Genomic DNA, 22494 nt, shown 5'->3' with positions numbered 1-22494 from the left:
CGGCGGTGGGGGCACTCACAGCGTGATCACCCGCCCGTCGCGCACCGGCCGCGCGTAGCGCTGCTCGGCGTAGGAGATGAAGTCCGACAGCACGATTCGACCGTGGTCGGACAATCTCGGCGGCGGTGCGACGGGGATGCCCGCGGCGGCGGCGACATCGGCGAGCGCGGTGCCGAGCTGGAGCGCGGGCGCGAAGACGTTCTCCTCGTCCGGTGCGTCGAGCAGCTCGAATCCGAGCGTCGGCGCGACCGCCTCGTCGAAGGCGGCCGGGTCGAGACTCGTACCCGCGCACTGGGTATCGATCAGATCGCTGACCAGCTGTCCGTCCCCGGACAGCACCGCGAAGCGGAACGCGAGCCGCATGGCCGGTTCGGCGACGGCGCGATGCCAGTGCTCGCGCTGGTTGCCGTTGGGCAGGGTGTGGCGCACCGCGTCGATGGCCAGCGCGGCGGGCACCGCGAGCCCGACGCCCTGGGCCACCAGCGCCGGATCCGGGTGCGCCGCCTGCTCGATCGCGGTGTGCAGTAGTTCCGCGTGCCAGTAGTCGAGCTGGGCGCAGTGCAGGCCGAGCGCGTGGGCCGAGTACTCCGCGAAGGCCGCCGCGAGCAGTTCCTCGCAGCCTGCCGGATCGCCGAGGGCGAACAGCACGGTGGCCAGCCGCAAGCGGACGTCGGCGGCGTCGAGGACCACGCCGGTGCTGTCGAAGCGATCCAGCGCGCGCAGGTAGTGGTTCTGCGCGGCGTCGTAGTCGCCGCGGCCCTCGGCGAGGAAACCCAGTGTCTTGTAGCCGATTCCGGACCAGTGTCCCAATTCGGCGCCTTCGAAGAACGCCTGGCTGGACCGCAGCGGCTCCTCGGCCTCGTCGTAGCGCCCCGCCCTGACCAGCATGATCGCCAGGTTCTGTGACGCCTCGGCGACCGCGGCCTGATCGCCGGTCGCGGCGAAGGCGGTCATCGCCTGCCGGGCGAAGTCGAAGGCCATCTCGTGCCTGCCGGTCTCGAACGAGCTCGCGGCCAGGTTCATCAGCGGATGCCCCGCCAGCTCGGGCGCGAAACGCTCGGTCACGCCCAGTGATTCGTGGGCCAGCTCGGTGGCGTGCGCCCACTGCTGGCGATGCAGCGCCACCGCGGTCAGCGAGAGCAGGCAGGCCACCCGGACCATGCCCTGGTCGGTGGTGTCGGAGAGCAGGTCGCGCGCCTCCTCCAGCGACTGCTGCGCCGCGTCGAGTTCGCCGAGATGCTGTTGCGCCTGCGACAGGTTGACCAGGGCGGCGGGTCGCTGGTGCGCCGCGTCGTCCGGCATGACGGCCAGCGCGCTCTGGAACAGCTCGACCGAGCGCCGATGCTCGCCGATCTCGTCGGCCATGCTCGCGGCATTGATCAGCGCCGCACTGCGCAATCGAGGCGCCGCACCCTCGGCCACCTGCTCGAAGATCGCCAGCGCGCCGACGAGATCGCCGCGCTGATAGGCCGCGTACCCCGCGGTGAGCTGGGCGTCGTCCTGGTCGGAGGTCTTGCCTACCGCTGCCATCTGTCTACCTCTCCTCGGTCGAGGACGGTTGCCGCGTTCGGTCGCCGCGGTCGGCACTGCCTTGCCCGCCGTAGCCGGGGGACGGTCGACTTACCTCGGGACGAGGGCATGGCGGGCCAGGTCGAGCACGGCGGCTCGACCGAAGAGCATCGGTATCCCGGGCGGTCGTCAGGGACATCAGAAGTCCGAATCATCTTCGGCTGCGGCAGCTTCGGCGCCCAGTAGCGATTCGCCGGTCGACGAGCCGGCGAGCCGCTGCCGGGCGAAATCGCGGATCAGCCCGCGCGCGGAGGTCTCGTCCGGCTGCGGGTACGCCGGTCCGACACCGGGCACGAAGACCTCGACCGACGGCTCGCTGCCGAGGAATTCGCCGACTCGCACGGTGCCGACCCAGGCGTCACCGTGGCGTCGCAAAGCCACCTCGGCGACATCGGCACCGGCCGTGATCCTGGTACGCGGGCGCAGATGCTCGGGCACCTCGCGCGGGCCGCCCGGCGCCGCGACCACGCTGACCTGCACGGTCGACGCCCCGTCTGCCCGCGTGAGCTGCCACGACACCGCACTGCTGCCCGCGTCGACGATGCCGGGCGGGCACCGGCGCCAGTCGCATTCACCACTGCCGCGCGCGAGAACCAGTCCGCCGGTCCCAGCGGGCCCTCCCGCGGCGAGCGCGTAATCGTCTGCGCGTACGGGTGATTGATGAACCGCGCGGGTGGACTTCGGTGGTGGCGCGTCGAGGGGGTCGAGCGGTGTGGGCGTCTGCGCGTCGAGCGCCATATCGCACGCCTCGGTCAGCTCGTCGATATCGGCGGACAGCAGCGCCGGGTCGAGCGCGGGGATTCCGTCGACTGTCGACGCGGGCCACCATCGAGTCGCCCAGTGCGCGTACGCGAGTCGCCGCAGTGCGGCCGCGAGTTCGGGCCGGAGCGGGGTCGCGGTGAGGGTGCGCTGGTGCCCGTCGGCGACGGTGAGCGCGGCCTCCTCGCCGTAGACCGCCCACAGCCAGTCCTGTGCGGAATCCGGGTCGTCGAGGACGGCGGCCGGAAGGGGTTGGTCGGCAAGCAGACTCCAGGTCAGATGGCCGCCGACGACGTCGAGCACGAGCACGTCGAGGGTGGGCGCGTCGTCGAGCACCGTCGGCTGGGCGGTGGGCGCGTCCTGGGGGATCATCGTCACGATGCCCGCCGCGCGCTGGACCCGGATCGTCGTCATCAGCTCGCCCTCGCTTCTATCGCGGCGTGCTCGCCCCTCGCCGTGAGCGCCTGCTTCACCCTGGCTCGATGGTCCAGGATCACCGACCGGGCGACGCCGTCGAGCAGATCCCACAGCTCACCCGGCTCGAATACCGGCATCTCCCGCACATCGCGCCCATGCAACCGGACCCATAATCTGCGCAGGTAGGGCCGCCACGGGGTATACAGCTCGGCGGCGACGGCCGCCAGCGGACCGCTCGCGCCGTCGACCATGTGCACCGCGTAGCGCCGTGCCTGCAGCACATACGCTTCCCGCCGCCAGCGGCTGTTCACCACCTCGTGCGCGCGCGAGACGGCACCGTCCGGCGTTGGACGTGTGGACTGCTGCGCAGTGCCACCGGCATCACCGGTCGGCGTGTGCGCGCCGGTGCCTCGTGCACCGGCCGATGGGCCACCGCGCCCGATCGACTCGTGGCCCGGCTGATCGGCGGACGCACCGATCGGTGAGAGGCCCAGTGCCAGTTCGCAACCCGCTGCCGCGACCACTCGCAGCGACTCGTCCAGCAGTCCCCACGGCGAGCAACTGCGCGAGATCTCCGTGGTCACCAGCTCCGGGATGTCCGGCAGGTCGGTGCGGTCGATGCTGCCCTGCAGCACGGTGAAGACCCGCTCGTACACGGTCCGGTCGAACGGCAGTCCGAGATTCGCGGTCGACGCCGATGCGCCGAGGCCGGGGCGCTGGGGACAGGTGTGCACCGTCAGCCCGAGGTCGTCGGCGCCGTGCGCCGGGTGCGCGCGCCACAGGGCGATGCCGCGGTGGGTGCCTGCCTGGTCCTCGACGAGTTCGTCGAGCAGGGGGCCCGCGTCGGCGGGATCACCGTCGCGGGCCAGGGTGCTCGCCTCGAGCAGCTCGGTCAGCGCGGGGGCCAGATCACGGACCCCGAAATCCGAGAGCGGCCGCCGGTTCCAGGCGAGGTCGAGCAGCGCGGTGAGCTCGACCAGCCGATTCGGGTCGGTCACATGGTCTTTCAGGGCCGCCGTGGTGCGTCCGCCGGTGCTCTCGTGCACTTCACGCAGCATCGCCTCGGCCCGGGCGCGCGCGTCGAGGCCGGGGGCGCCGTGCACGGTCGCGAGTTCGAAGCAGCGCTGGAAGTACAGGTCCTGGGCATTGCCCTCGGTGATCCGCAGCGCCCGGCGCACCTGTTTGAGCACGGTGAACCACTCCGCGCAGGCCCGCAGTACGTCGGATCGGGCGAGCACCAGCGAGGTCAGCAGGGTGCTGCCGTCGGCCGAGAGCACGGTGCCCGCGCACAGCGGATGCTGCACGGGCCGGATGACCAGCGGGTCGAGGATCAGCTTCACAGTGCGGCGCAGTGGGCCGCCCTGTGGCCCGCTCAAGGCGTCGACGCCGTCGAGCCCGCGCCACACCTCGTCGAGCACCAGGGCGCGGGGTCTTCGCATTCGACCAGGTTAACGACATTTCCGGCGGGTGGCGCCCGGAAAAGTTGGGATCGGTAGGGCGCCGATGATTTCTACCTTTCTCACAACGGGTCAACCACAACCGGCCCGCTCAACCGAGAGAACGGAAACACCATGAACACCAAGCTGATCGCCGCCCTCGCCGCTTCCGCCGCCGCCACCGCGCTGTTCGTCACCGGCTGCAGCGACTCCGGCACCAGCTCGACCCCGTCGAGCACCGGCTCGGCCGCGCCTGCCCCGGCCGCGGGCAAGTCCACCGCCAGCGTGGACGGCAAGGAATTCGCTGCCAAGTTCGACACCACCTGCGCCAAGCAGGGCGGCACCCTGGCGCTCGCGCTGACCGACTTGGCCAACGCCACCTACGGCAACCTCTCGGTCAGCGCCTCGGTCGAGGGTGACACCGTCCAGGCGGTGGCCATCGCGGGCACCCAGGGCGGCTCGAACGGCCTGCCCTACGCGGTCGGCTACGGCAACGGCCAGCCCGGCGGGTCGGCCCAGCTCGCCAAGGACGGCAACACCTTCCGCATCACCGGTGAGGGCGTCAGCGCGCCGGACATGACCAACCCGCTGGCCGGCCCGGCCACCGCGAAGTTCGACATCACCTTCGCCTGCACCACGATCGCCTGACCCGTTCGCGACCCGGTCGCACCACTTCACGAGGAGGAATCATGAAATCCAAGCTCCGCGCGGCCGCGGTCGCCTTCGGGGTCCTGTCCATCGGCTACTACCTCTACTACGGCCTCACCTACACCCCCGACGAGTTCACCGGCGGCATGTTCGGCTGGGTCGGCCCGCAGATGGCCCTGCCGATCATCGCCCTGACCATCGTGCCGATGGTCTTCGCCTTCACCGGCGACGGCATCATGGCGGCCTTCACCGGCCGCAACAGCGGCGAGTTCCGCCAGGGCGAGGTGGGCATCGGCACCATCACCTCGTTCCGCCAGACCGGAGTCTCGGTCAACGATCAGCCGCAGGTGCGGATCGAATTCCGCGTCGAAGGCGCGGACGGGAAGGTCTTCGACTCGCACGCCAAGATGATCGTGCCGCTCACCGAGCTGGCGCTGCTGCAGCCCGGCGTCGTGCTGCCGGTCCGGTATCTGCCGGGCCGTACCGACAAGGTCGAAGTGGACCGCTCCGGTGACACCGGCGCCGCGCAGCGGGCGATGAACGAATCGCTCATCCGCAAGGGCATCACCACCCGCGGCAAGCTCGACATCGCCGAGCGCGGCCTGGCCGCCCAGGCGGTGGTCCGCAGCCTCGACGTACCCGGCCGGATCCGCGGCGGCTACACCGAGATCATCCTGGGCCTGGTGGTGACCCGCCCGGACGGCAGCACCTTCCAGACCAGCGCCGAGAAGTTCCTGCCGCCGTCGGCGATCGGCCACGTGCAGGTCGGCCGGATCCTGCAGGTGCACTACCTGCCCGGCAACGAGCAGGAGGTGGTGATCTCCCTGCCGGTCAACGCCTGATGACAACCGCACCCACCCGAACTCGGCGAGGACAGCACTCGCCGAGTTTTGGTCGTGTGTTCATCTTCGCGTTCCCGCTGGCTCGCCTGGACTGCCTACCGTGCGGCGAAGTCCGACCTACTCAGGAGTCACCGTGAGTCCGAAACCGCTCGCCCTGTTCGTCAAGCACGACGGCCAGTCGGCACGCGCCGCCCTGACCTGTGAATACAAGTGTGGCAACGCTTGCTTCCACGAGGTGCCGAACACCTCCCCCGGTGAGTACTTCGGCGACATCGTTGCCACCCTCAACCGGCGTGGCCTGATCAAGGGCGGTGCCGCCGCGGTCCTCGCGGTGGGCGCGGCGAGTGCGCTCGCCGCGTGTGGTGACGGTGGTTCCGACGCCGGGTCCACGCCGTCCGGCTCGCCGGGAACGGGCACCGGGTTCACCGCTGTCGCCCCGAACAAGGACGACGCGGTGGTGGTCCCGGACGGCTACGAGCAGTCGGTGGTGATCCGCTGGGGTGATCCGGTGATCGAGGGTGCGCCGCAGTTCGACTTCGACAAGCAGACGGCCACGGCCGCCGCCGCGCAGTTCGGCTACAACTGCGATTTCGCGGGTCTGCTCCCGATCGAGGGAGCTGCCGACAAGTACCTGCTGGTGGTCAGCCACGAGTACAGCACCGAGCCGATGATGTTCCGCGGCTACAGCAAGGACGCACCGACCCGCGAGCAGTTCGATATCGCGCTGGCCAGCCACGGACTCAGTGTCGTCGAGGTGCACGGTACATCGGGCTCGGGTGCGCTGAAGCCGGCGTTCGGCAAGTACAACCGACGCCTGACGGCCACCTCGGTCTTCGAGGTGAAGGGTCCGGCCGCGGGCAGCGACTTGCTCAAGACCAAGGCGGACCCGACGGGGACGAAGGTGCTCGGCACGTTGAACAACTGCTCGGGCGGCGTGACCCCCTGGGGCACTGTGCTGTCCGGCGAGGAGAACTTCAACCAGTACTTCGGCAACGCCGCGACCGTGACCGATCCGGCGGCCGCCGCGCGCCTGAAGCGCTACGGCATCGAGGGCGCCGCCTCCGAGCGGAAGTGGGAGCGCTTCGATCCGCGCTTCGATGTCGCGCAGGAGCCGAACGAGGTCAACCGTTTCGGGTACGTGGTCGAGGTCAATCCGTGGGACGCGACCTCCGTGCCCGTCAAGCACACTTCGCTCGGCCGGTTCAAGCACGAGGCCGCGACCATTCATGTGACCGCCGACGGCAGCGTCGTCGCCTACAGCGGCGACGACGAGCGTTTCGACTACATGTACAAGTTCGTCTCGGCCAAGAAGGTGCAGTCGGGCACGGGCGCGTCGAGCATGCGGCACAACATGACCATCCTCGACGAGGGCACGCTGTACGTCGCGAAGCTGACCGGTGATCATGCCGCCGAGATCGACGGGTCCGGCAAGGTGCCCACCGGCGGATTCACCGGCAAGGGGCAGTGGATTCCGTTGCTGCAGACCGGGGCCGACGGCAAGGGCAAGTCCCTGGTCGACGGGATGTCCGCCGAAGAGGTCGCGGTGTTCACCCGGCTGGCGGGCGACAAGGTCGGCGCGACCAAGATGGACCGCCCCGAGGACTTCGAGACCAACCCGAAGACCGGCAAGGTCTATGTCGCGCTGACCAACAACTCCAATCGCGGCGCCGACGGCAAGCCTGGTGTCGACGAGGCGAACCCGCGCAAGCTGAACAAGAACGGTCAGGTGCTCGAGCTCACGGACAACCACACCGGCACGGAGTTCACCTGGTCGCTGCTGCTCGTGTGCGGCGACCCCGCCGCCGCCGACACCTACTTCAGCGGGTTCGACAAGACCAAGGTCAGCCCGATCTCCTGCCCGGACAACCTGGCCTTCGATCCGTACGGCAACCTGTGGATCTCTACCGACGGCAACGCGCTGAAGTCCAACGACGGCTTGTTCTCGGTCGTCCTCGACGGGCCGAATCGTGGTGAGACCAAGCAGTTCCTGACGGTGCCGCGAGGTGCGGAGACCTGCGGGCCGATCGTCACCGAGAAGCAGGTGATCGTCTGTGTGCAGCACCCGGGCGAAGCCGATGACGCGACCCCGGACAAGCCGCTGTCGAGTTGGCCCGAAGGCGGCGCCGCGCAGCCGCGACCGTCCGTCGCGGTCGTCTGGAAGAAGAACGGTGGCCGCATCGGCGTCTAGCCGAGACCGGTCCCGCTGACGAAACCGCTACTCGACTGGGCGAGTAGCGGTTTCGTCATTCCACTCAGCTGCTGCCGAAGCTCGGCATGTTGGCGAAGCGGGCGAAGTCGCCCTGGGCGCCGCTGTAGATGTTGACGTCGGTGGCGCCGCCGATGCCGGGGATGCTGCCGCGGTCGGTGGTCTGCCAGAAGGTCCAGGTGGGCCAGTTGCCGGGGACTTCGGGTTCGGCCTCGCCGCGGTAGTCGGCGATCCACAGGGGGTAGCGGGTGAACAGGCTGGTGTCGGCCATCGCCGACTTCCAGAAGTTCGGATAGGTGTAGATGATCGGGGCGCGGCCGGTGAGAGCACCGACGGTGTTGAGGTAGCGCTGGGTCCAGTCGATCAGGGCGTCCGGCGGCAGGCCGCCGGTGGTCTCCAGGTCGAGGACCGGTGGCAGGTCGAGCGGGCCGTTCTGGCCGAGGACCGTGGCCGCGTACAGCGCCGCCTGCGGTTCCGGCGGCAGCTCCGGCCGGGCGAAATGATAGGTGCCGCGCGCGATACCGGCCGTGCGCATGAGCAGGCTGTCCGGCACGAAGTACGGGTTGACGTAGTGCAGGCCCTCGGTGGCCTTGACCATCGCGAACTGATGCCCGGCCGCGCGGACCGCGTGCCAGTCGATCATCCGGCCGTCCACATGCTGCCAGGACGACACATCGGGACCGCTCGGCGCGGCCTGCGCGGTCACGGGTACGAAACCCGCCAGCGCGACCAGCGACAGCGCGGTGCAACTGCGGCGAACCGTCGAACTCCAGCGCTTGGTGTCCATGGCCCTCGACCGTAGGTCATTGATGCGGGTGGGGCCAGTGTTGCTGATGAGATGTTGTCGAATAGTTGGCGTGACGCCCACGCCCGCCCGGTCAGCGGCCTCGACCGCCCGGACCGGTCGGTGGGTGCCCGTATCTTGGTGCCGACATCCGAGGACGGGAGTGATGGGCGATGGCGCGCAAGCGTGAGGTGCGGTTCGAGCCGGCGGTGGCGACACCGGGCGGGTTGCGACCGGCGACCCCGGCCGACGACCCGGCCGACGACCGCACGGTGACCGACGTCGAGTATCGCGGCGCCGACTTCGCCGAGATCCACGTCTACGGCTTCACCGCCGAGGGTTGCCTGTTCGACAGTGTCCGGTTCCCGAGCACCCTGCGCCAGGCCACCCTCAGCGAATCCGCCCTGCGCGTCTGCGATCTCGCCAATGTGCAGGCCGACGACTCCTCGATGTTCGAGACCGAGATCGCGCACGGCAGGCTCACCGGACTGTCCTGGACGGCGGGCGTGCTGCGCGACGTGCTCATCGATTCGAGCCGCGCGGACCTGGCCTCCTTCGCCGAATCCCGGCTGCGGACCGTCGTTTTCCGCGACTGCGACCTGCGCCAGGCCGACTTCCAGCGGACCGAGTTCCGCAACGTCCGCTTCGAGCGCTGCAATCTCACCGGTGCCAGGTTCAGCGATGCCCGGCCGCAGCAGCACCTGCGCTTCGAGGAATGCGACCTGACCGGCGTCTACGGCCTGACCGCCCTGCGCGGCGCCACCATCCAGGGTGGTGACCTGGAATCGCTGGCCGCCACACTGGCCCGCGAACTCGGCATCACCGTCGAGCCGCAGACTGTCGGCGGCGAGTACTGAGTCAGCCGAGCCAGTCGAGAACCGAAGCGGCGGTCCAGGATTGCTGCATGCTGCCCAGCGGCGCGCCGGTGAACGGTTCGTAGTATTCGGCGAAGCTGCCGTCGCTGGCCTGGCGCAGTCCTTCCGCGCGCAGCATGTAGGCGCGTTCGGCCCAGCCACGACGCGCGAACGCCCAGGAGAACAACCAGCTCATCACCGGCCAGACCGGCCCGCGCCAGTACTCGCGCGGGCGGAAGTCCTTGGAGACCGGTGAGGTCGACGGCGGCAGCGCGTAGCGCAGATCGGGGTGGCCGCAGAAGCGTGGCCCCTCGAAGGTGTTGAGCAGGGCGCGCTCGGCGGGCCGGGGGAGTCCGCCCGAGAGCAGCGGCGCGAACATCGCCAGCGTCTCGGTGCCGATCCAGCGTTGCAGTCGCACGTCGTAATCGCGTGCGGCGCCGGTCCGTTCGTCGGTGGTGGCGACCACGCCCGTGCGGAACCGGTCGGCCCAGCTGTGCAGCTCGCGGACGTCGGCGTGCGGCTGCTTGTACTCCTCGCCGATATCGGCGAGCACCTCGCAGGCGAGCGCGAAGATCGCCGAGACGAACACGTCCTCGACGGCGAAGCTCATCACCGAGGTGAGCTGGTAGTCGTCGTAGTTCGCGCGCCGCATCTGCTCGACCAGCCACAGGTAGCGGTCGTATTCGCGGTCGCTCGGGCGCTGGGTGGGGTCGGAGATGACGGCGGTGTCGGCGCGCCGGTACGGCGGCAGATCGGCGCCGGGAATCACGTTGGCGTAGGCGCGATCCCAGCGCGGCGAGTTGTCCATCCCGGACTCCCAGCCGTGGTACAGCGTGATCCGCCCGGTTTCCTTGAGGTCGCGGGCGTGTGCGAGCCAGCGGTGCCAGCGCACCAGATCCGGCCAGCGGCGGTTCAGGAACTCCTCGGCGACGGCCCTGGTCGAGCGGCCGTGCCTGCGGGAATGGTCGAGGATGCGCTGTACCGCGATGGCGTGCACCGGCGGCTGGGTGATGCCCGAGGTGTCGGGGCCGTCGGGTGCGTTGGTGGCCAGCTTGCGACACTCCCAGCGCGCGGGGCCGGGGAAGTAGCCGTCGACGCCGTTGGCGAAGACGATGTGCGGGATCATCCCGTTCTTCCACTGCGCCGACAGCAGGGTGTCGAGTTCGACGACGGCGCGCTCCACGCTCAGCGGAGCCAGGCCGACGGCGACGAACGCCGCGTCCCAGCTCCACATGTGCGGGTAGAGCCGGGGCGCGGCGCTGGTCATCGTGCCCAGGTCGTTGCCACGCAGGAGGTAGGCGGCGCGGGCCGCGAGCTGCGTTGCGGTGAACCCGGGGTCTGTCATCTGTCTATTCTGCGGCCGACCAGGCCGGATGGCATCCCGGCAGGGCTGTGACCGTCAGTACCCCACTTGACGCGGATCATTCTGCGCCGCCGAGCCGACCGAACTGAGCATGGTCGTGATGCACAGGCCGACGAGCAGGTTGATCACCGCGGTCGCGATCTTGGCGTCCATGTCGGCGACCAGGGTGAACGGCAGGATCACCGCGACGGCGGTGACGAGCAGGCAGATCCAGGTGAAGAAGGTCATCGGACTCGGCATGGCCAGCAGCAGCACCATCAGCAGGGCCGTCGCCAGCAGCGCCGCGCCCGCCGCGGCCAGGGCGTAGGAGGTGGTCGACACCGTGCCGTAGGCGCCGGCGCCCTCGGGCGAGAGGATCGCGATGCCGAGCACGCCGCGCACCAGCATGATCGCGACCACCACCAGCAGCGCGGCGACGACCGCGGTGCCGATGCCACCGGCCCAGAGTTTGCCCACATTGACCTTCGGTTGGGGCTGCGGCTCCTGCCCCTGGGGATACTGCGGGTTAGCTGGTCCGTAGTTGTACCGGGGATCGGTCATACCTCGACGGTACTAGCGTGACCCGCCGATCTACGCCCAATCCACGCGGATACCCAGCCGAAATGCCCCCCTGGCCGGTTTGTCCGGGTTCGCCGCCCCCGCCCCCCACCCACCTCGCTGGACGCTTGCTCACCACGCTCTGAGGTAGGCATCGGCCGGGAGGCGGACGCCACCACCGCGTGGTGATCTTGATACGGGCGTTAGCGTGGGCCCATGACGGTGACCAGTACTCCGGCCCCGACCGCTTTGATCACCGGTGCGAGCCGTGGGCTCGGGGCGGCGATCGCACGGGAGCTCGCGCCGACCCATGAGCTGCTGCTCGGCGCCCGCTCCGCCGATGCGCTCACTCCGATCCTCGCCGAGCTGCCCGGCGCGACCGGCTGGCCGGTGGCGCTCACCGACTATCCGGCCGTCGCCGCGGCGGCGAGCGGGATCCAGCGGCTCGATGTGCTCGTCCACAACGCGGGCATCGCCGATCTCGGAACCGTCGCCGAGTCCTCGGTCGACCAGTGGCGCAGCACATTGGAGGTCAACCTGATCGCGGTGGCCGAGCTGACCCGGGTGCTGCTGCCCGCCCTGCGTGCCGCGAACGGTCACGTGGTGCTGATCAATTCGGGCGCGGGGCTGCGCGCCAATCCGGGCTGGGGCTCCTACGCGGCGAGCAAGTTCGGCCTGCGCGCCTTCGCCGACGCGTTGCGCCTGGAGGAACCCGCCCTGCGGGTGACCTCGATCTTCCCCGGCCGCATCGACACCGACATGCAGCGCGCGATCGTGGCCGACGAGGGCCGCGAGTACCGCCCGGAGGAATTCCTCACCGCGGAGACGGTCGCGGGCGCGGTCCGGACCGCCGTCGATACTCCGCGCGACGGCCACCCCACCGAGATCGTGCTCCGGCCGCGCTGAACCCTGATCTGCCGCCCGGTCGTCGAATCGGTAGCCTCGCTTCTCGTGCGCGCGGCGTGTGCGGAGTACCGCCGTGGGAGTTCGCACGAATGTGCGCGCCGGTTCAGCTGCTCGATGGATTCGGCGGGTACGGTCCCGCTGTTCGAGTCGTGCCCCGGCCCTCGGTTCGTGGTGCACCTGGTTGGAGTAGGGGTTGTCGTCAGTGGATAGACGTCGAATGCTGGCGTTGCTCGCGGCGGGTGGCGCGGTGGCGCTGACCGGCTGCGCGACCGCCGAGGGCGAGACCGTCGACGCGGGCGCGGCAGGCGAGATCCCCGCCCCGCCGACCCTGCCGCCCGCCCCGGCCGGGCCGCGGCTCCCGCCGCCGCCCAGTGGGCCGAAGTCGATCATCCCGGCCGAGACCATCACCGCGCTGCCCGGCCAGGGCTCCAGCATGGCCCTCACCGTCGACGACGGCGCCAGCCCCGAGGTGGTCGGCGCCTATGTGAAGTGGGCCGAGGACACCGGCGCCCGCTTCACCTTCTTCGTCACCGGCTACTACGAGTCCTGGACGATCCACCGCGACGCCCTGCGCCCGCTGGTCGAGTCGGGCCAGATCCAGCTCGGCAACCACACCTGGGACCACGCCGCGCTCACCAAGATCAGCGCGAGTGCCGTCGCCGACCAGCTGGGCCGCACGAAGACGTTTCTGCGCAACAACTTCGGCGTCGACGGCACCCCGTTCTACCGGCCGCCGTTCGGCTACCACAACGCCACCGTCGACAAGGTGGCCGCCGACCTCGGCTACACCGTGCCCACCATGTGGTACGGCTCGCTGTCGGACTCCGGCCTGATCACCGAGGAGTACCTGATCGAGTGCGCCCGGAAGTACTTCGCGGCGCAGACCATCGTCATCGGCCACGCGAACTTCCCGCCGGTCACCCACTGCTACGGGCAGCTGGTCGACATCATCAGGGAACGCAACCTGTCGCTGGTCACCTTGAACGACGTGCTCCAGGTACAAGCCTGAACCTCAGCGCCGCCAGTCGCCCTGGGGCCCGGGCACCCGTTCGTCGGTCGGATCGGTCATCGTGCCGCTCCTCGCGTCGAACGGGTACCGGGCTCACGGCACGATATTGACCATCTTGCCCGGCACGACGATCACCTTGCGCGGTGCCGCGCCCGCGAGCAGCGCGACGACCTTCTCGTCGGCCAGCGCCGCCGCTTCGATCGCCGCCGGATCCGCGTCGGCGGGCACCTGGATCCGGCTGCGCACCTTGCCCTTCACCTGGATCGGGTACTCCACCGAGTCGGCGACCAGCAGCGCCGGATCGGCGATCGGGAAGGGGCCGTGGGCCAGGGAGGTGGTGTGCCCCAGGCGTTCCCACAGTTCCTCGGCGATGTGCGGGGCGAGCGGGGCCAGCATCAGCACCAGGGGTTCCACGGCGGCGCGCGGGGCACCGTCGGGGTAGTTCTTGGTGAGGTGGTTGGTCAGCTCGATCAGCTTGGCGCCCGCGGTGTTGTCGCGCAGCGCGGCCAGATCGTCGTCGACACCGGCGATGGTGCGGTGCACCAGACGCAGGGTCTCGTCCGAGGGCGCGGCGTCGGTGGCCTTCACCGCGCCGGTCTCCTCGTCGATCGCCAGCCGCCACACGCGCTGCAGGAAGCGGTGCGCGCCGACGACGTCCTTGGTCGCCCACGGGCGAGAGGTGTCCAGCGGACCCATCGACATCTCGTAGAAGCGGAAGGTGTCGGCGCCGTACAGATCGCACATCTCGTCGGGCGAGATGGCGTTCTTCAGCGATTTGCCGATCTTGCCGTACTCCTGGCTGACCGCGATCTCGACGCCGTCGGCGCCGGTCCAGAAGAACTCGCCGTCGCGCTCGACCACCTCGGCGGCGGGCACATACGCGCCGCGCTCGTCGGTGTAGGCGTAGCCCTGCACGTAGCCCTGGTTGTACAGGCGGCGGTAGGGCTCGCTGCCGGACACGTCACCCAGGTCGAACAGCACCTTCTGCCAGAACCGCGCGTACAGCAGGTGCAGCACGGCATGCTCCACGCCGCCGACGTACAGGTCGACACCGCCCGGATCGTTCGCGCCGTGCTCGGCCGTGCGCGGGCCCAGCCAGTACTTCTCGTTCTCCTCGGCGCAGAACGTCTCGGCGTTGGTCGGGTCGGCGTAGCGCAGCTGGTACCAGGAGGACCCGGCCCAGTTGGGCATCACGTTGGTGTCGCGGCGGTACTGCTTGGGTCCGTCGCCCAGGTCCAGTTCCACATTGACCCAGTCGGCGGCCTTGGCCAGCGGCGGGGACGGCTCGGAGTTCGCGTCGTCGGGATCGAAGGTGACCGGCGCGAAGTCCTCCATCTCCGGGAGTTCCACGGGCAGCATGGATTCCGGCAGCGCGTGCGCGACACCGTCGGCGTCGTAGACGATCGGGAACGGCTCGCCCCAGTAGCGCTGGCGGGCGAACAGCCAGTCGCGCAGCTTGTACTGCACCGTGCCGGTGCCGTGGCCCTCGGCCTCCAGGTGGCCGATCATGGTCGCCTTGGCCTCGTCGACCTCCAGGCCGTTGAGGAAGTCGGAGTTGATCAGTGTGCCCTCGCCCGCGTGCGCGGCCTCGGTGATGTCACCACCGTCGATCACCTCGATGATCGGCAGTTCCAGCGCGGTGGCGAAGTCCCAGTCGCGATGGTCGTGGCCGGGCACGGCCATGATCGCGCCGGTGCCGTAGCCGCTCAGCACGTAGTCGGCGATGAAGATCGGCACCTGCTTGCCGTTGGCCGGGTTGGTCGCGTAGGAGCCGAGGAAGACGCCGGTCTTCTCCTTGTTCTCCTGGCGCTCCAGATCGGTCTTGGCCGCGATCGACTTACGGTATGCCGCAACGGCTTCCGCCGGGGTGGCCGCGCCGCCGTTGGTCCAGGCGGCGACGGTGCTGTCCGGCCAGGCGGCGGCGATCAGCTTGTCGACCAGCTCGTGTTCGGGGGCCAGCACCACGTAGGTGGCGCCGAACAGGGTGTCGGGACGGGTGGTGAAGACCTCGATCTGCTCGCCGTCGGGCGCGTCGAAGCGCACCTGCGCACCGCGCGAGCGGCCGATCCAGTTGCGCTGCATGGACTTCACGTTGTCCGGCCAGTCCAGCGTGTCCAGGTCGTCGACCAGGCGATCGGCGTAGGAGGTGATCCGCATCATCCACTGCCACATGCGCTTACGGAACACCGGGAAGTTGCCGCGCTCGCTGCGGCCGTCGGCGGTGACCTCTTCGTTGGACAGCACCGTGCCCAGGCCGGGGCACCAGTTGACGATCGAATCCGACTGGTACACCAGGCGATACGAGTCGAGCAGCGCGCCGCGCTCGGCGGCCGGCAGCGCGTTCCAGTCGCCGCCGTCGGGCACGGGGCGCGCGCCGGTGGCGAACTGCTCTTCCAGCTCGGCGATCGGGCGGGCCTTACCGGCCTCCTGGTCGTACCACGCGTTGTAGATGCGCAGGAAGATCCACTGCGTCCACCGGTAGTACTCCGGGTCGGTGGTGGCGAAGGAACGCCGCGGGTCGTGGCCGAGGCCCAGCCGGTCCAGCTGCCGCTGCATCGTGGCGATGTTGGACTCGGTGGTCACCCGCGGGTGCGCGCCGGTCTGCACCGCGTACTGCTCGGCGGGCAGGCCGAAGGCGTCGTAGCCCAGCGCGTGCAGCACGTTGCGGCCGTGCATGCGGTGGTAGCGGCCGAACACGTCGGTGGCGATGTAGCCCAGCGGGTGGCCCACGTGCAGGCCCGCGCCCGAGGGGAACGGGAACATGTCCTGGATGAACAGCTTGTCCGCGGGCGTCTCGCCGGCGAGCGGGCCGACCGGGTTGGGCGCGTGGAAGGTGCCGCGCTCGGTCCAGTTCTGCTGCCAGCGCCGCTCGATCCGCCCAGCCAGCTCGGCGTTGTACCGGTGCTGAGGTACGTCACTCTCGGTTGCACGAGTGTCCTGCACGGTCCTGCCTTCTTGTTCTCGCCGATCCCCGGTAAACATCGTCTAACAGGGTAGAACGTCGACGCCAGGTGATTTCCCACGGGCACTGTGGTGTGTGGGCGGTCACCTCGGCGGGGAGCGCTCGATCCGGCCCCGACGGCGGTGCGCTAGCCTGCAGGAATGGTCGTCGTCGCTCTCCTGCTGTTCGCGCTGGCCGCGGTCGCCATCGTGACCGGCGTGCTCGGACTGATCGGCAAACTGCCCCGCAACCGCTTCCTCGGGGTCACCACCGAGGCCGCCCTGCACAGCGACGACAACTTCCGCCTCGCCAACCGCATCGCCGCCCCGACCTCCGTCGGCGCGGGCGCCCTGCTGTTCGCCGGTGGCCTGGTCGTCCTGGTCGCGGGTGGTTTCGCCGGCCTGGGCGTGGCCGTCGTGGTCGCCGTGATCGCCATCTTCACCCTGGGCGCCGGCGCCAACGCCGCCGCCCGCACCGTCGAACCTCTCCTCCCGCCCGCCCCCGTCGGCGGCTGCGGCTCCTCCTGCGGCGGCTGCTCCCTCCGCGACACCTGCGCCCCCGCCAACTGACCCGTCCCGCGCTGCCGGGACGTCGTCCTGGCCGGGGTCCCGCCGTTCCGGTACAACGGAGGCAGGACTCGATTTCGGGGGGAATCCATGCGGCTCGTCTTTTCGGCTCTGCTGTTGGCCTTGATCGGCCTCGTCGCCACCACCGTCTCGGCGGCCATCGGCATCGCGCTGATGGTGCTCGCGGTGCTGCTGCTCATTGTCGCCTGGGTGCGTGCATCCCGTGGGGCGTCCACGGCCGGACGGCGCTGGGGCGCGGGGTCCGGCGCGGCGGGCGCCGGCGGCTTCGGGTGGATGGCCGGCGGCGGTGACTCGCACCATGGCGATGGTGGGGGCAGCGGCGGGTGCGGTGGCGGTGGGTGTGGTGGCGGTGGTGGCGGAGGCTGATCGCTGACCCGTCGACCAGGTGTGCAGCTCGGTCGCAAGGGGATTGCAAGGGCGCGGTTCTACCTTCGGCATCGATAGACCAGGCCGAAAGGGGAGGTTCCATGAGCGACTTGATCGTGACGATCTTCGCGAGCGTCATCGTCATCACCGGACTCGCCGTCTTCGTGATGGTGCCGGTGCTGATCATCGTGGCCATCGTCCGGGCAGCGGCCGAAACTCCCGGGCAGCGGCGAACCAGGCAGGTGCGCACCAGGACTCGACGGCGATCCAGCGGCAGCGGCTGGTCCGGCGGCAGCACCTGGACCGACTCCGGCTCGAGCGGCTGGTCCAGCGGCAGCGACTCCGGGTCGAGCAGCTGGAGCAGTTGCAGTAGCGGTAGTTCCAGCAGCTGCGGTGGGGGCAGTTCGAGCAGCTGCGGGGGCGGCAGTTGAGTTTCAGTCCCGCTCGGGTGGGGTGATCTGGTGGGCGAGGGGGCTTCCCGCCGGGTTGAGGTAGAGGACGAGGATGCGGACCTCGGTGGCGCCCTGGTTGCGGGCGACGTGGGCGTTGTGCGGGCCGCTCGGCTCGCGGAACAGGCGCAGGCGTCGGTAGCGGGCAGGCCCGCGTTCGAGGTAGGGGTGATCGAGAGTGCCGCGGGTGACCAGCACGAACAGGGTGCCGTCGTGGTAGTGCCAGCCACTGCTGCCGCCGGGGGCGATGCGGGTCCGGCGGACCACGATGTCGTGGCCCGCCGTGCGCAGGCGGAGCAGGGTTCGGCTGGCCGTGCCGACCGCGGGCGCCGGGTTGGGGAGGAACGGCCGGGGTCGCCACCAGGTCATCCGGCTATCGAACCATGCGCTCCGGTGTCAGCGCAGACCGGCGAGGGCCGCGAGCACAGCCCGGCCGGCGAGTGGATCACCCACCGCTATCCGGGCACTGCCATCCGGATAGGACTTGGCTTTGATGCCGGCCTTGCGCAGTGCGGTGGCCACCCCGGGACCGGGCAGGTACAGGAAGTTGGCGTGACTGCGAAACGCGTCGATCCCGCAGGCGCGCAGCGAGGTTCGCAGGGCGTCGCGTTCCTGGTTGATCCGGTGGATGCGGTCGTGGAGTTCGTCGTCGGCGGCATAGGCGGCGCGGACCGCCGCCACGGCGGCGGTGCCGATGCCGAAGGGCAGCTGCTGGCGGCGGATGCGTTCGATCAGGTCGCCGCGGCCGACGCAGTAGCCGATGCGCAGGCCCGCCAAGCCGTACGCCTTCGAAAAGGTGCGCAGGATCAGCAGATTCGGGTACCGGTGCAGCAAGGTGTGCAGGTCGAGGCGATCGGCCGGGTCGAGGAATTCGACGTAGGCCTCGTCCAGCAGTACCGGTACCCGCCGGGGGATGGCGGACAGGAACGAGCGCACCGCCCCGGCGTCGAGCACCGTTCCGGTCGGATTGTGCGGCCTGCACAGCACCACCAGCGCGGTGTGCCGGTTCACCGCGTGACGCAGGGCGGTCAGATCCTGCTCGCCCGCCGGATCGAGCGGCACCGGCACCAGTGTCATGCCGCTCATGTCCGCCAGCATCGGGTAGCCGTCGAAAGTGGGGGTACTGGTGACGAGTTCGCCACCGGGCAGCGCCCGCATCACCTGCTGGGCGACCCCGGTGGCGCCGGAACCGACCACCACCTGTTCGGGCCGGACGCCGAACCGTTCGGCGATGATCCGCGGCAACCGCTCGGGCAGGAACTCGGGGTACCGATTCGCCTGGGCGAGAGTGTCGTTCACCGCGGTGACGACCGACGGCAGTGGCGGAAAGGGGTTTTCGCTGAGCGAGAGGTCGAACAGCATCGGCGTGGCCGGGGTGCGGAACCGACGGGAGGGGATCGTCGGTTCCGCGAGGCGAGTGGTCATCGTGCCGCGCCCCAGCGCACGGCGGCCGCGCCGGCGAAATCACCGGCGTGCGCGAACGCCGACATCAGTACCACCGAGCCGTTGCGCAGGCGGCCTGCCCGGTTCTCCCTATCCAGCGTCACCGGAATGCCCGCGGCGAACAGGTTTCCGCACTGGTCGAAGGTGTCGGGATGCCGTTCGGCGGGCAGTTCCAGCGCGTCGTGCCAGTTGCGCAGGAACAGTCGATTCGGCTGGTTGGTGACGAAGGTGTCGATGTCACGGCCCTTCACGCCGATGTGATCGCACACGGCCAGCGCCACCTCGGGGACGAGCCGGTTGCCGCGCGCGAACACCTTGGTGATCTTCGATTCGGTGAAGCTCACGCAGCCCTGGCCCTCGCCCGGCTCCCAGTACTTGCGCGGACCGTTGGTGGAGAAGTCCATGTCACCGGCGAATTCGGGATAGGTGCGGCATTCGATGTCGAGGATCGGCGCCGAATCGTCCTTGCGGAGCAATCCGATGCCGCAGCCGTCGCCGGGCACCGGCGCCTGCGCGAGCTTGCGGATATCGGGCTGGGTGAACACCGGGCCCGCGCAGTTCTGGGCGGCGACGATCAGCGCGGTCTTGGCGTCGCTGGTGGCCATGATCATGCGGGCCAGCGCCATCATGTGCACGAAGGCCGCGCAGCCGCCGTTGTGCACGTCCAGGACGTGCGAGGGCTTGGCGCCGAGCCGTCGGGCCAGCTCGGGGCCGGCGCCCAGCACCGGATTGTCGGGCAGCTGGGTGTGGGTGAGGATGATGTCGATCTCGGCGGCCAGGCCATCGCCGTGCCGTTCCCGCAGTGGCGCGAAGGCTTTTTCGGCCATGTCGACGGCGGTTTCGTCGCGGCTGATGTGGTGGCGTCCGGTCGGGGACCGGAACATCACGTTCTTGGCCATTCGCTCGGAGCGGGAGAACTGGGTGAAGTATTCGGTCGGGACCGGATCGCCGGGCAGGTAGCTCGCGACGTCGACCAGACTCACTTTGGGCATGTTCACTGCATCCACTCCGGCTTGATCGGCAGCCCGTGAGCCGCGCGGTATTCACAGATGGCCTTGAGGTTGTCCAGCTCCAATTGGTGGCCGGCGGAGAACATCTCCCAGAAATCGCCGACCCACACCGGCCGCTTGGGCGGCGCGGTCTCCGGATAACCGTTCTCGTCGTAGAAGGGGTGTTTGCAGTTGACCCACAGCACCACCGACCCCGGTTTGTCGAGCACCACCTGGGCGTCGACGACCCGCATCAGGTAGATCATCCACAGGTGTTCGGACTGGTCCCAGGCACAGTGGTAGTCCACGGTCATGGCGTCGGCATGGGTGACGGTCCTGGTGAAACACTTGGTCGCGTCGCCGAGCCGGTCGTACGACAGCCACAGGCCCGGTTCGTCGGTCTCGGTGAAGCCGCGCAGGCTGTAGGTCCATTCCTCCAGCGAGCGGGTGTCGGCGAGGTATTCGAAGACCTCGCGCGGCGGTGCGGCGATATAGGTCTGCACGGGGCAGAAGTCGCCGTAGATCTGGTCGTGTGGATACACCGACCGCAGCATGTCCATGATGATCGGGGTCGTCGCCTCCCGATCGGAATTCTCGATGCGCAGAACGCCGGGGATCACCTCGTCGGGGATATCGCTGAGTGCTGGCAGGGCGCTGGTGGTCACGGGGTACTCCTCGAAGCGTCGATAGTCGACAGGAAGGGCAGGAAGGGCGGGATTTCGTCGGGGTCGCAGAGGATTTCGAGGAACGAGGGACCGGTGGCGGTGAAACTGTCGCGCAGTGCGACGGTGAGGTCACCGGGTTCGTCGACGGTGCGGGCGGGTAGCCCGGGGAACATGGCGGCGATGCCCGCTCCCAGGTGTGCGGGGTGAAAACGGTTGAAGCTGTAGCGATCTCGGTAGTAGAGCTGTTCGCGGGTGACGCACATGGCGTGCGCGTTGTTGTTGAACACCACGAAGGTGATCGGCAGGTCGTGTTCCACGGCGGTGTGCAGTTCCATGCCGTGCATGTAGAAGGAACCGTCGCCGGCGATCACGATCGTGCGATGCGGACCGTCGGCGGCGTCGTGCCGGGCGAAGGCGGAACCGATGCCCGCGCCGAACGCGTAGCCCATGCCGCCCATCCCGAGGGCGACGACGAATCGTCCGTTCTCGGGCACCCTCAGGTAATGCACCACGCTGGCGCCGGTGTTACCCGCGTCGGCGAAAATATCCGCGCCCAGGGGCAATGCGCGCTGAATCGCGTCGACGACTGTGCGGTAGCGCAGGCCGGGACCCGCGGCGTCGGGCACCGTCATCGGGGTCGGGTCGACCGGGGGATCGGCGTGGATGGGGGTGCCGTCGATGTGGGTCAGCAGGTCGCCGATGGTCGTGGCGAGGTCGGTGGTGGTGGTGTGCAGCGCGGCCGGATAGGGCGGCAGCGCGCCGATGCTGAGCAGGGTGACCTCGCCGAGTGCCGCGTCGAGGCCCGCGCTCGCGGTGACGGGCAGCCGTGTGCCGATCAGCAGGCACGCGCTCGCCGCGGCCAGCGCTTCGGCGAGTTCGGCGTGGCCCATGCTGCCCGCGACCCCGCAGTAGCCGGGACCGGCGTTCGGATAGACGTCCTTGGCGTCGGGCGCCAGGCCGATCGAGGCGTCCAGCGCGGTGACCAGCTCGGCGAGCTGGGCGCGAGCACCGTCGCGGGCGACCTGATCACCCGCGATGATCACGATCTTGCCGGTGCGCCGGGCGGCGGCGAGCTCGGTGACGAGGGAGTCGAGTACCGGAACCTCGGCGGGTCCGGTCGCACTCGGCGGTGCGACGGATTCCGGCATCGACTGCTGCTGCACATCTTTGGGGATGAGCAGCACGGCAGGCCCGCCGCCCGCGGCGGCCGCGACCGCCGCGGCGAACTGCGCGGGCAGCTCGCCCGGATCGGTGACGCGCGCGCAATACCGGCTCACCGCCGAGAAGAGCGCGATGGCGTCCAGCGATCCGGCCAGTCCACTCGAATCCTGAAACGCCCCATGGCCTTCCAGCGCGGTCGGCGGCTGCCCGATCAGCGCCAGTACGGGGACCCGGGACGCGAAGGACTCGGCGAGCCCGGCGACCAGGTTCATCGCCCCGCCGCCGGAGGTCGCGACCACGACGCCGAGTCCGCCGGTGCTGCGCGCGTACCCGTCGGCCATGGTGGCCGCCGAGAACTCGTGCTTGGCGACGATGCCCGCCGGGCGCCCGCCCGCGTCGAAGATCGCGTCGTAGAGGTCTTCGATATTGGCGCCGTCGACGCCGAAGAGATGCGTGACCCCCAGTCCGGATACCGCGTCCACGAGGTAGTCGACCACTCTGTCCGGCATCGGCCCTCCTTTTCTTCGCGTGCCGCGTCCATCGCCCGGGCACCTGGTCTGACC

At 69.7% G+C, this 22494-nt stretch carries 21 protein-coding genes; 9 read left to right on the top strand and 12 right to left on the bottom strand.

Going from position 1 to position 22494, the window contains the following annotated elements:
- Positions 1-15: 15 nt before the first annotated feature.
- From NV348_RS14795 to NV348_RS14785, 3 genes are all read right to left on the bottom strand, one after another.
- Positions 16-1530, bottom strand: a complete 1515-nt coding sequence (locus tag NV348_RS14795) for a tetratricopeptide repeat protein (RefSeq protein ID WP_447147476.1) — start codon at positions 1528-1530, stop codon at positions 16-18.
- Positions 1531-1707: 177 nt separating this feature from the next.
- Complete coding sequence (locus NV348_RS14790) at positions 1708-2742, bottom strand: hypothetical protein (protein ID WP_447147475.1); 1035 nt, start codon at positions 2740-2742, stop codon at positions 1708-1710.
- Positions 2742-4184, bottom strand: a complete 1443-nt coding sequence (locus tag NV348_RS14785; protein WP_447147474.1) for a hypothetical protein — start codon at positions 4182-4184, stop codon at positions 2742-2744. Before NV348_RS14785 ends, NV348_RS14790 begins: the two co-directional genes overlap by 1 nt.
- 132 nt (positions 4185-4316) lie before the next feature.
- On the opposite strand from NV348_RS14785, the gene NV348_RS14780 reads away from it, so the two are divergent.
- From NV348_RS14780 to NV348_RS14770, 3 genes are all read left to right on the top strand, one after another.
- Positions 4317-4829, top strand: coding sequence for a lipoprotein LpqH (locus NV348_RS14780; RefSeq protein WP_447147473.1), 513 nt, complete (start codon positions 4317-4319; stop codon positions 4827-4829).
- 41 nt (positions 4830-4870) lie between these two features.
- Entirely contained in the window at positions 4871-5671 is an 801-nt protein-coding gene (locus NV348_RS14775; protein WP_447147472.1) for a hypothetical protein, read from the top strand.
- A gap of 133 nt (positions 5672-5804) precedes the next feature.
- On the top strand, positions 5805-7859 hold the full coding sequence (locus tag NV348_RS14770; RefSeq protein ID WP_447147471.1) for a PhoX family protein: 2055 nt from the start codon (positions 5805-5807) through the stop codon (positions 7857-7859).
- A 64-nt stretch (positions 7860-7923) separates the two neighbouring features.
- On the opposite strand, the gene NV348_RS14765 is transcribed toward NV348_RS14770, so the two are convergent.
- Entirely contained in the window at positions 7924-8664 is a 741-nt protein-coding gene (locus tag NV348_RS14765) for a glycoside hydrolase family 25 protein (RefSeq protein ID WP_447147470.1), read from the bottom strand.
- A 170-nt stretch (positions 8665-8834) separates the two neighbouring features.
- Here NV348_RS14765 and NV348_RS14760 point away from each other — a divergent pair, with 170 nt between their 5' ends.
- The gene (locus NV348_RS14760) at positions 8835-9518 is read left to right on the top strand and encodes a pentapeptide repeat-containing protein (protein WP_447147469.1); all 684 of its coding nucleotides are present in this window, start codon (positions 8835-8837) and stop codon (positions 9516-9518) included.
- 1 nt (position 9519) lies between these two features.
- Here the strand turns inward: NV348_RS14760 and ggh are convergent, their stop codons facing one another.
- Together ggh and NV348_RS14750 are read right to left on the bottom strand one after the other, a co-directional pair.
- The gene (ggh, locus tag NV348_RS14755) at positions 9520-10860 is read right to left on the bottom strand and encodes a glucosylglycerate hydrolase (RefSeq protein WP_447147468.1); all 1341 of its coding nucleotides are present in this window, start codon (positions 10858-10860) and stop codon (positions 9520-9522) included.
- A gap of 54 nt (positions 10861-10914) precedes the next feature.
- Positions 10915-11418: a DUF6069 family protein gene (locus NV348_RS14750; RefSeq protein ID WP_447147467.1), complete on the bottom strand. Its 504-nt coding sequence runs from the start codon at positions 11416-11418 to the stop codon at positions 10915-10917.
- 213 nt (positions 11419-11631) lie between these two features.
- Here NV348_RS14750 and NV348_RS14745 point away from each other — a divergent pair, with 213 nt between their 5' ends.
- Both NV348_RS14745 and NV348_RS14740 read left to right on the top strand, forming a co-directional pair.
- Complete coding sequence (locus tag NV348_RS14745) at positions 11632-12321, top strand: SDR family oxidoreductase (protein WP_447147466.1); 690 nt, start codon at positions 11632-11634, stop codon at positions 12319-12321.
- A 217-nt stretch (positions 12322-12538) separates the two neighbouring features.
- Positions 12539-13330: a polysaccharide deacetylase family protein gene (locus NV348_RS14740; RefSeq protein ID WP_447147465.1), complete on the top strand. Its 792-nt coding sequence runs from the start codon at positions 12539-12541 to the stop codon at positions 13328-13330.
- 93 nt (positions 13331-13423) lie between these two features.
- Here NV348_RS14740 and leuS read toward each other — a convergent pair whose 3' ends face one another.
- Positions 13424-16312 (bottom strand): leucine--tRNA ligase, encoded by a 2889-nt coding sequence (gene leuS, locus NV348_RS14735; RefSeq protein ID WP_447147464.1) that lies wholly within the window; start codon positions 16310-16312, stop codon positions 13424-13426.
- Positions 16313-16432: 120 nt separating this feature from the next.
- On the opposite strand from leuS, the gene NV348_RS14730 reads away from it, so the two are divergent.
- The 3 genes from NV348_RS14730 (at position 16433) to NV348_RS14720 (ending at position 17655) form a co-directional block, all read left to right on the top strand.
- Positions 16433-16840, top strand: coding sequence for an SdpI family protein (locus NV348_RS14730; protein ID WP_447147463.1), 408 nt, complete (start codon positions 16433-16435; stop codon positions 16838-16840).
- Between the two features lie 87 nt (positions 16841-16927).
- Complete coding sequence (locus NV348_RS14725) at positions 16928-17224, top strand: hypothetical protein (RefSeq protein WP_447147462.1); 297 nt, start codon at positions 16928-16930, stop codon at positions 17222-17224.
- A gap of 101 nt (positions 17225-17325) precedes the next feature.
- Complete coding sequence (locus NV348_RS14720) at positions 17326-17655, top strand: hypothetical protein (RefSeq protein WP_447147461.1); 330 nt, start codon at positions 17326-17328, stop codon at positions 17653-17655.
- A 3-nt stretch (positions 17656-17658) separates the two neighbouring features.
- Here NV348_RS14720 and NV348_RS14715 read toward each other — a convergent pair whose 3' ends face one another.
- From NV348_RS14715 to NV348_RS14695, 5 genes are read right to left on the bottom strand one after another with little or no spacing between them, the layout of a single operon-like run.
- Positions 17659-18042, bottom strand: coding sequence for a cupin domain-containing protein (locus tag NV348_RS14715; RefSeq protein WP_447147460.1), 384 nt, complete (start codon positions 18040-18042; stop codon positions 17659-17661).
- Positions 18043-18069: 27 nt separating this feature from the next.
- The gene (locus tag NV348_RS14710; RefSeq protein ID WP_447147459.1) at positions 18070-19098 is read right to left on the bottom strand and encodes a pyridoxal phosphate-dependent aminotransferase; all 1029 of its coding nucleotides are present in this window, start codon (positions 19096-19098) and stop codon (positions 18070-18072) included.
- Positions 19095-20108, bottom strand: a complete 1014-nt coding sequence (locus tag NV348_RS14705) for a 3-oxoacyl-ACP synthase III family protein (protein ID WP_447147458.1) — start codon at positions 20106-20108, stop codon at positions 19095-19097. The genes NV348_RS14710 and NV348_RS14705 overlap by 4 nt, the downstream gene beginning before the upstream one ends.
- A gap of 2 nt (positions 20109-20110) precedes the next feature.
- Positions 20111-20770 carry a DUF8713 domain-containing protein gene (locus NV348_RS14700; RefSeq protein WP_447147457.1) on the bottom strand — a complete coding sequence of 220 codons (660 nt, stop codon included), beginning with the start codon at positions 20768-20770 and terminating at the stop codon, positions 20111-20113.
- Positions 20767-22440, bottom strand: a complete 1674-nt coding sequence (locus NV348_RS14695) for a thiamine pyrophosphate-binding protein (protein ID WP_447147456.1) — start codon at positions 22438-22440, stop codon at positions 20767-20769. Before NV348_RS14695 ends, NV348_RS14700 begins: the two co-directional genes overlap by 4 nt.
- Between the last annotated feature and the right edge of the window lie 54 nt (positions 22441-22494).

The sequence above is a fragment of the Nocardia fodinahabitans genome, from assembly GCF_052983615.1.
The sequence above is the reverse complement of the archived record's forward strand: the minus strand, read 5'-3'. Positions and strand labels throughout refer to the sequence as shown.

Bases quoted from the DNA above. Each gene is read 5' to 3' on its own strand.
- NV348_RS14795 (WP_447147476.1), bottom strand. From the start codon at position 1,530: ATGGCAGCGGTAGGCAAGACCTCCGACCAGGACGACGCCCAGCTCACC.
- NV348_RS14790 (WP_447147475.1), bottom strand. From the start codon at position 2,742: ATGACGACGATCCGGGTCCAGCGCGCGGCGGGCATCGTGACGATGATC.
- NV348_RS14785 (WP_447147474.1), bottom strand. From the start codon at position 4,184: ATGCGAAGACCCCGCGCCCTGGTGCTCGACGAGGTGTGGCGCGGGCTC.
- NV348_RS14780 (WP_447147473.1), top strand. From the start codon at position 4,317: ATGAACACCAAGCTGATCGCCGCCCTCGCCGCTTCCGCCGCCGCCACC.
- NV348_RS14775 (WP_447147472.1), top strand. From the start codon at position 4,871: ATGAAATCCAAGCTCCGCGCGGCCGCGGTCGCCTTCGGGGTCCTGTCC.
- NV348_RS14765 (WP_447147470.1), bottom strand. From the start codon at position 8,664: ATGGACACCAAGCGCTGGAGTTCGACGGTTCGCCGCAGTTGCACCGCG.
- NV348_RS14760 (WP_447147469.1), top strand. From the start codon at position 8,835: ATGGCGCGCAAGCGTGAGGTGCGGTTCGAGCCGGCGGTGGCGACACCG.
- ggh (WP_447147468.1), bottom strand. From the start codon at position 10,860: ATGACAGACCCCGGGTTCACCGCAACGCAGCTCGCGGCCCGCGCCGCC.
- NV348_RS14750 (WP_447147467.1), bottom strand. From the start codon at position 11,418: ATGACCGATCCCCGGTACAACTACGGACCAGCTAACCCGCAGTATCCC.
- NV348_RS14745 (WP_447147466.1), top strand. From the start codon at position 11,632: ATGACGGTGACCAGTACTCCGGCCCCGACCGCTTTGATCACCGGTGCG.
- NV348_RS14740 (WP_447147465.1), top strand. From the start codon at position 12,539: ATGCTGGCGTTGCTCGCGGCGGGTGGCGCGGTGGCGCTGACCGGCTGC.
- leuS (WP_447147464.1), bottom strand. From the start codon at position 16,312: ATGTTTACCGGGGATCGGCGAGAACAAGAAGGCAGGACCGTGCAGGAC.
- NV348_RS14730 (WP_447147463.1), top strand. From the start codon at position 16,433: ATGGTCGTCGTCGCTCTCCTGCTGTTCGCGCTGGCCGCGGTCGCCATC.
- NV348_RS14725 (WP_447147462.1), top strand. From the start codon at position 16,928: ATGCGGCTCGTCTTTTCGGCTCTGCTGTTGGCCTTGATCGGCCTCGTC.
- NV348_RS14720 (WP_447147461.1), top strand. From the start codon at position 17,326: ATGAGCGACTTGATCGTGACGATCTTCGCGAGCGTCATCGTCATCACC.
- NV348_RS14715 (WP_447147460.1), bottom strand. From the start codon at position 18,042: ATGACCTGGTGGCGACCCCGGCCGTTCCTCCCCAACCCGGCGCCCGCG.
- NV348_RS14710 (WP_447147459.1), bottom strand. From the start codon at position 19,098: ATGACCACTCGCCTCGCGGAACCGACGATCCCCTCCCGTCGGTTCCGC.
- NV348_RS14705 (WP_447147458.1), bottom strand. From the start codon at position 20,108: ATGCCCAAAGTGAGTCTGGTCGACGTCGCGAGCTACCTGCCCGGCGAT.
- NV348_RS14695 (WP_447147456.1), bottom strand. From the start codon at position 22,440: ATGCCGGACAGAGTGGTCGACTACCTCGTGGACGCGGTATCCGGACTG.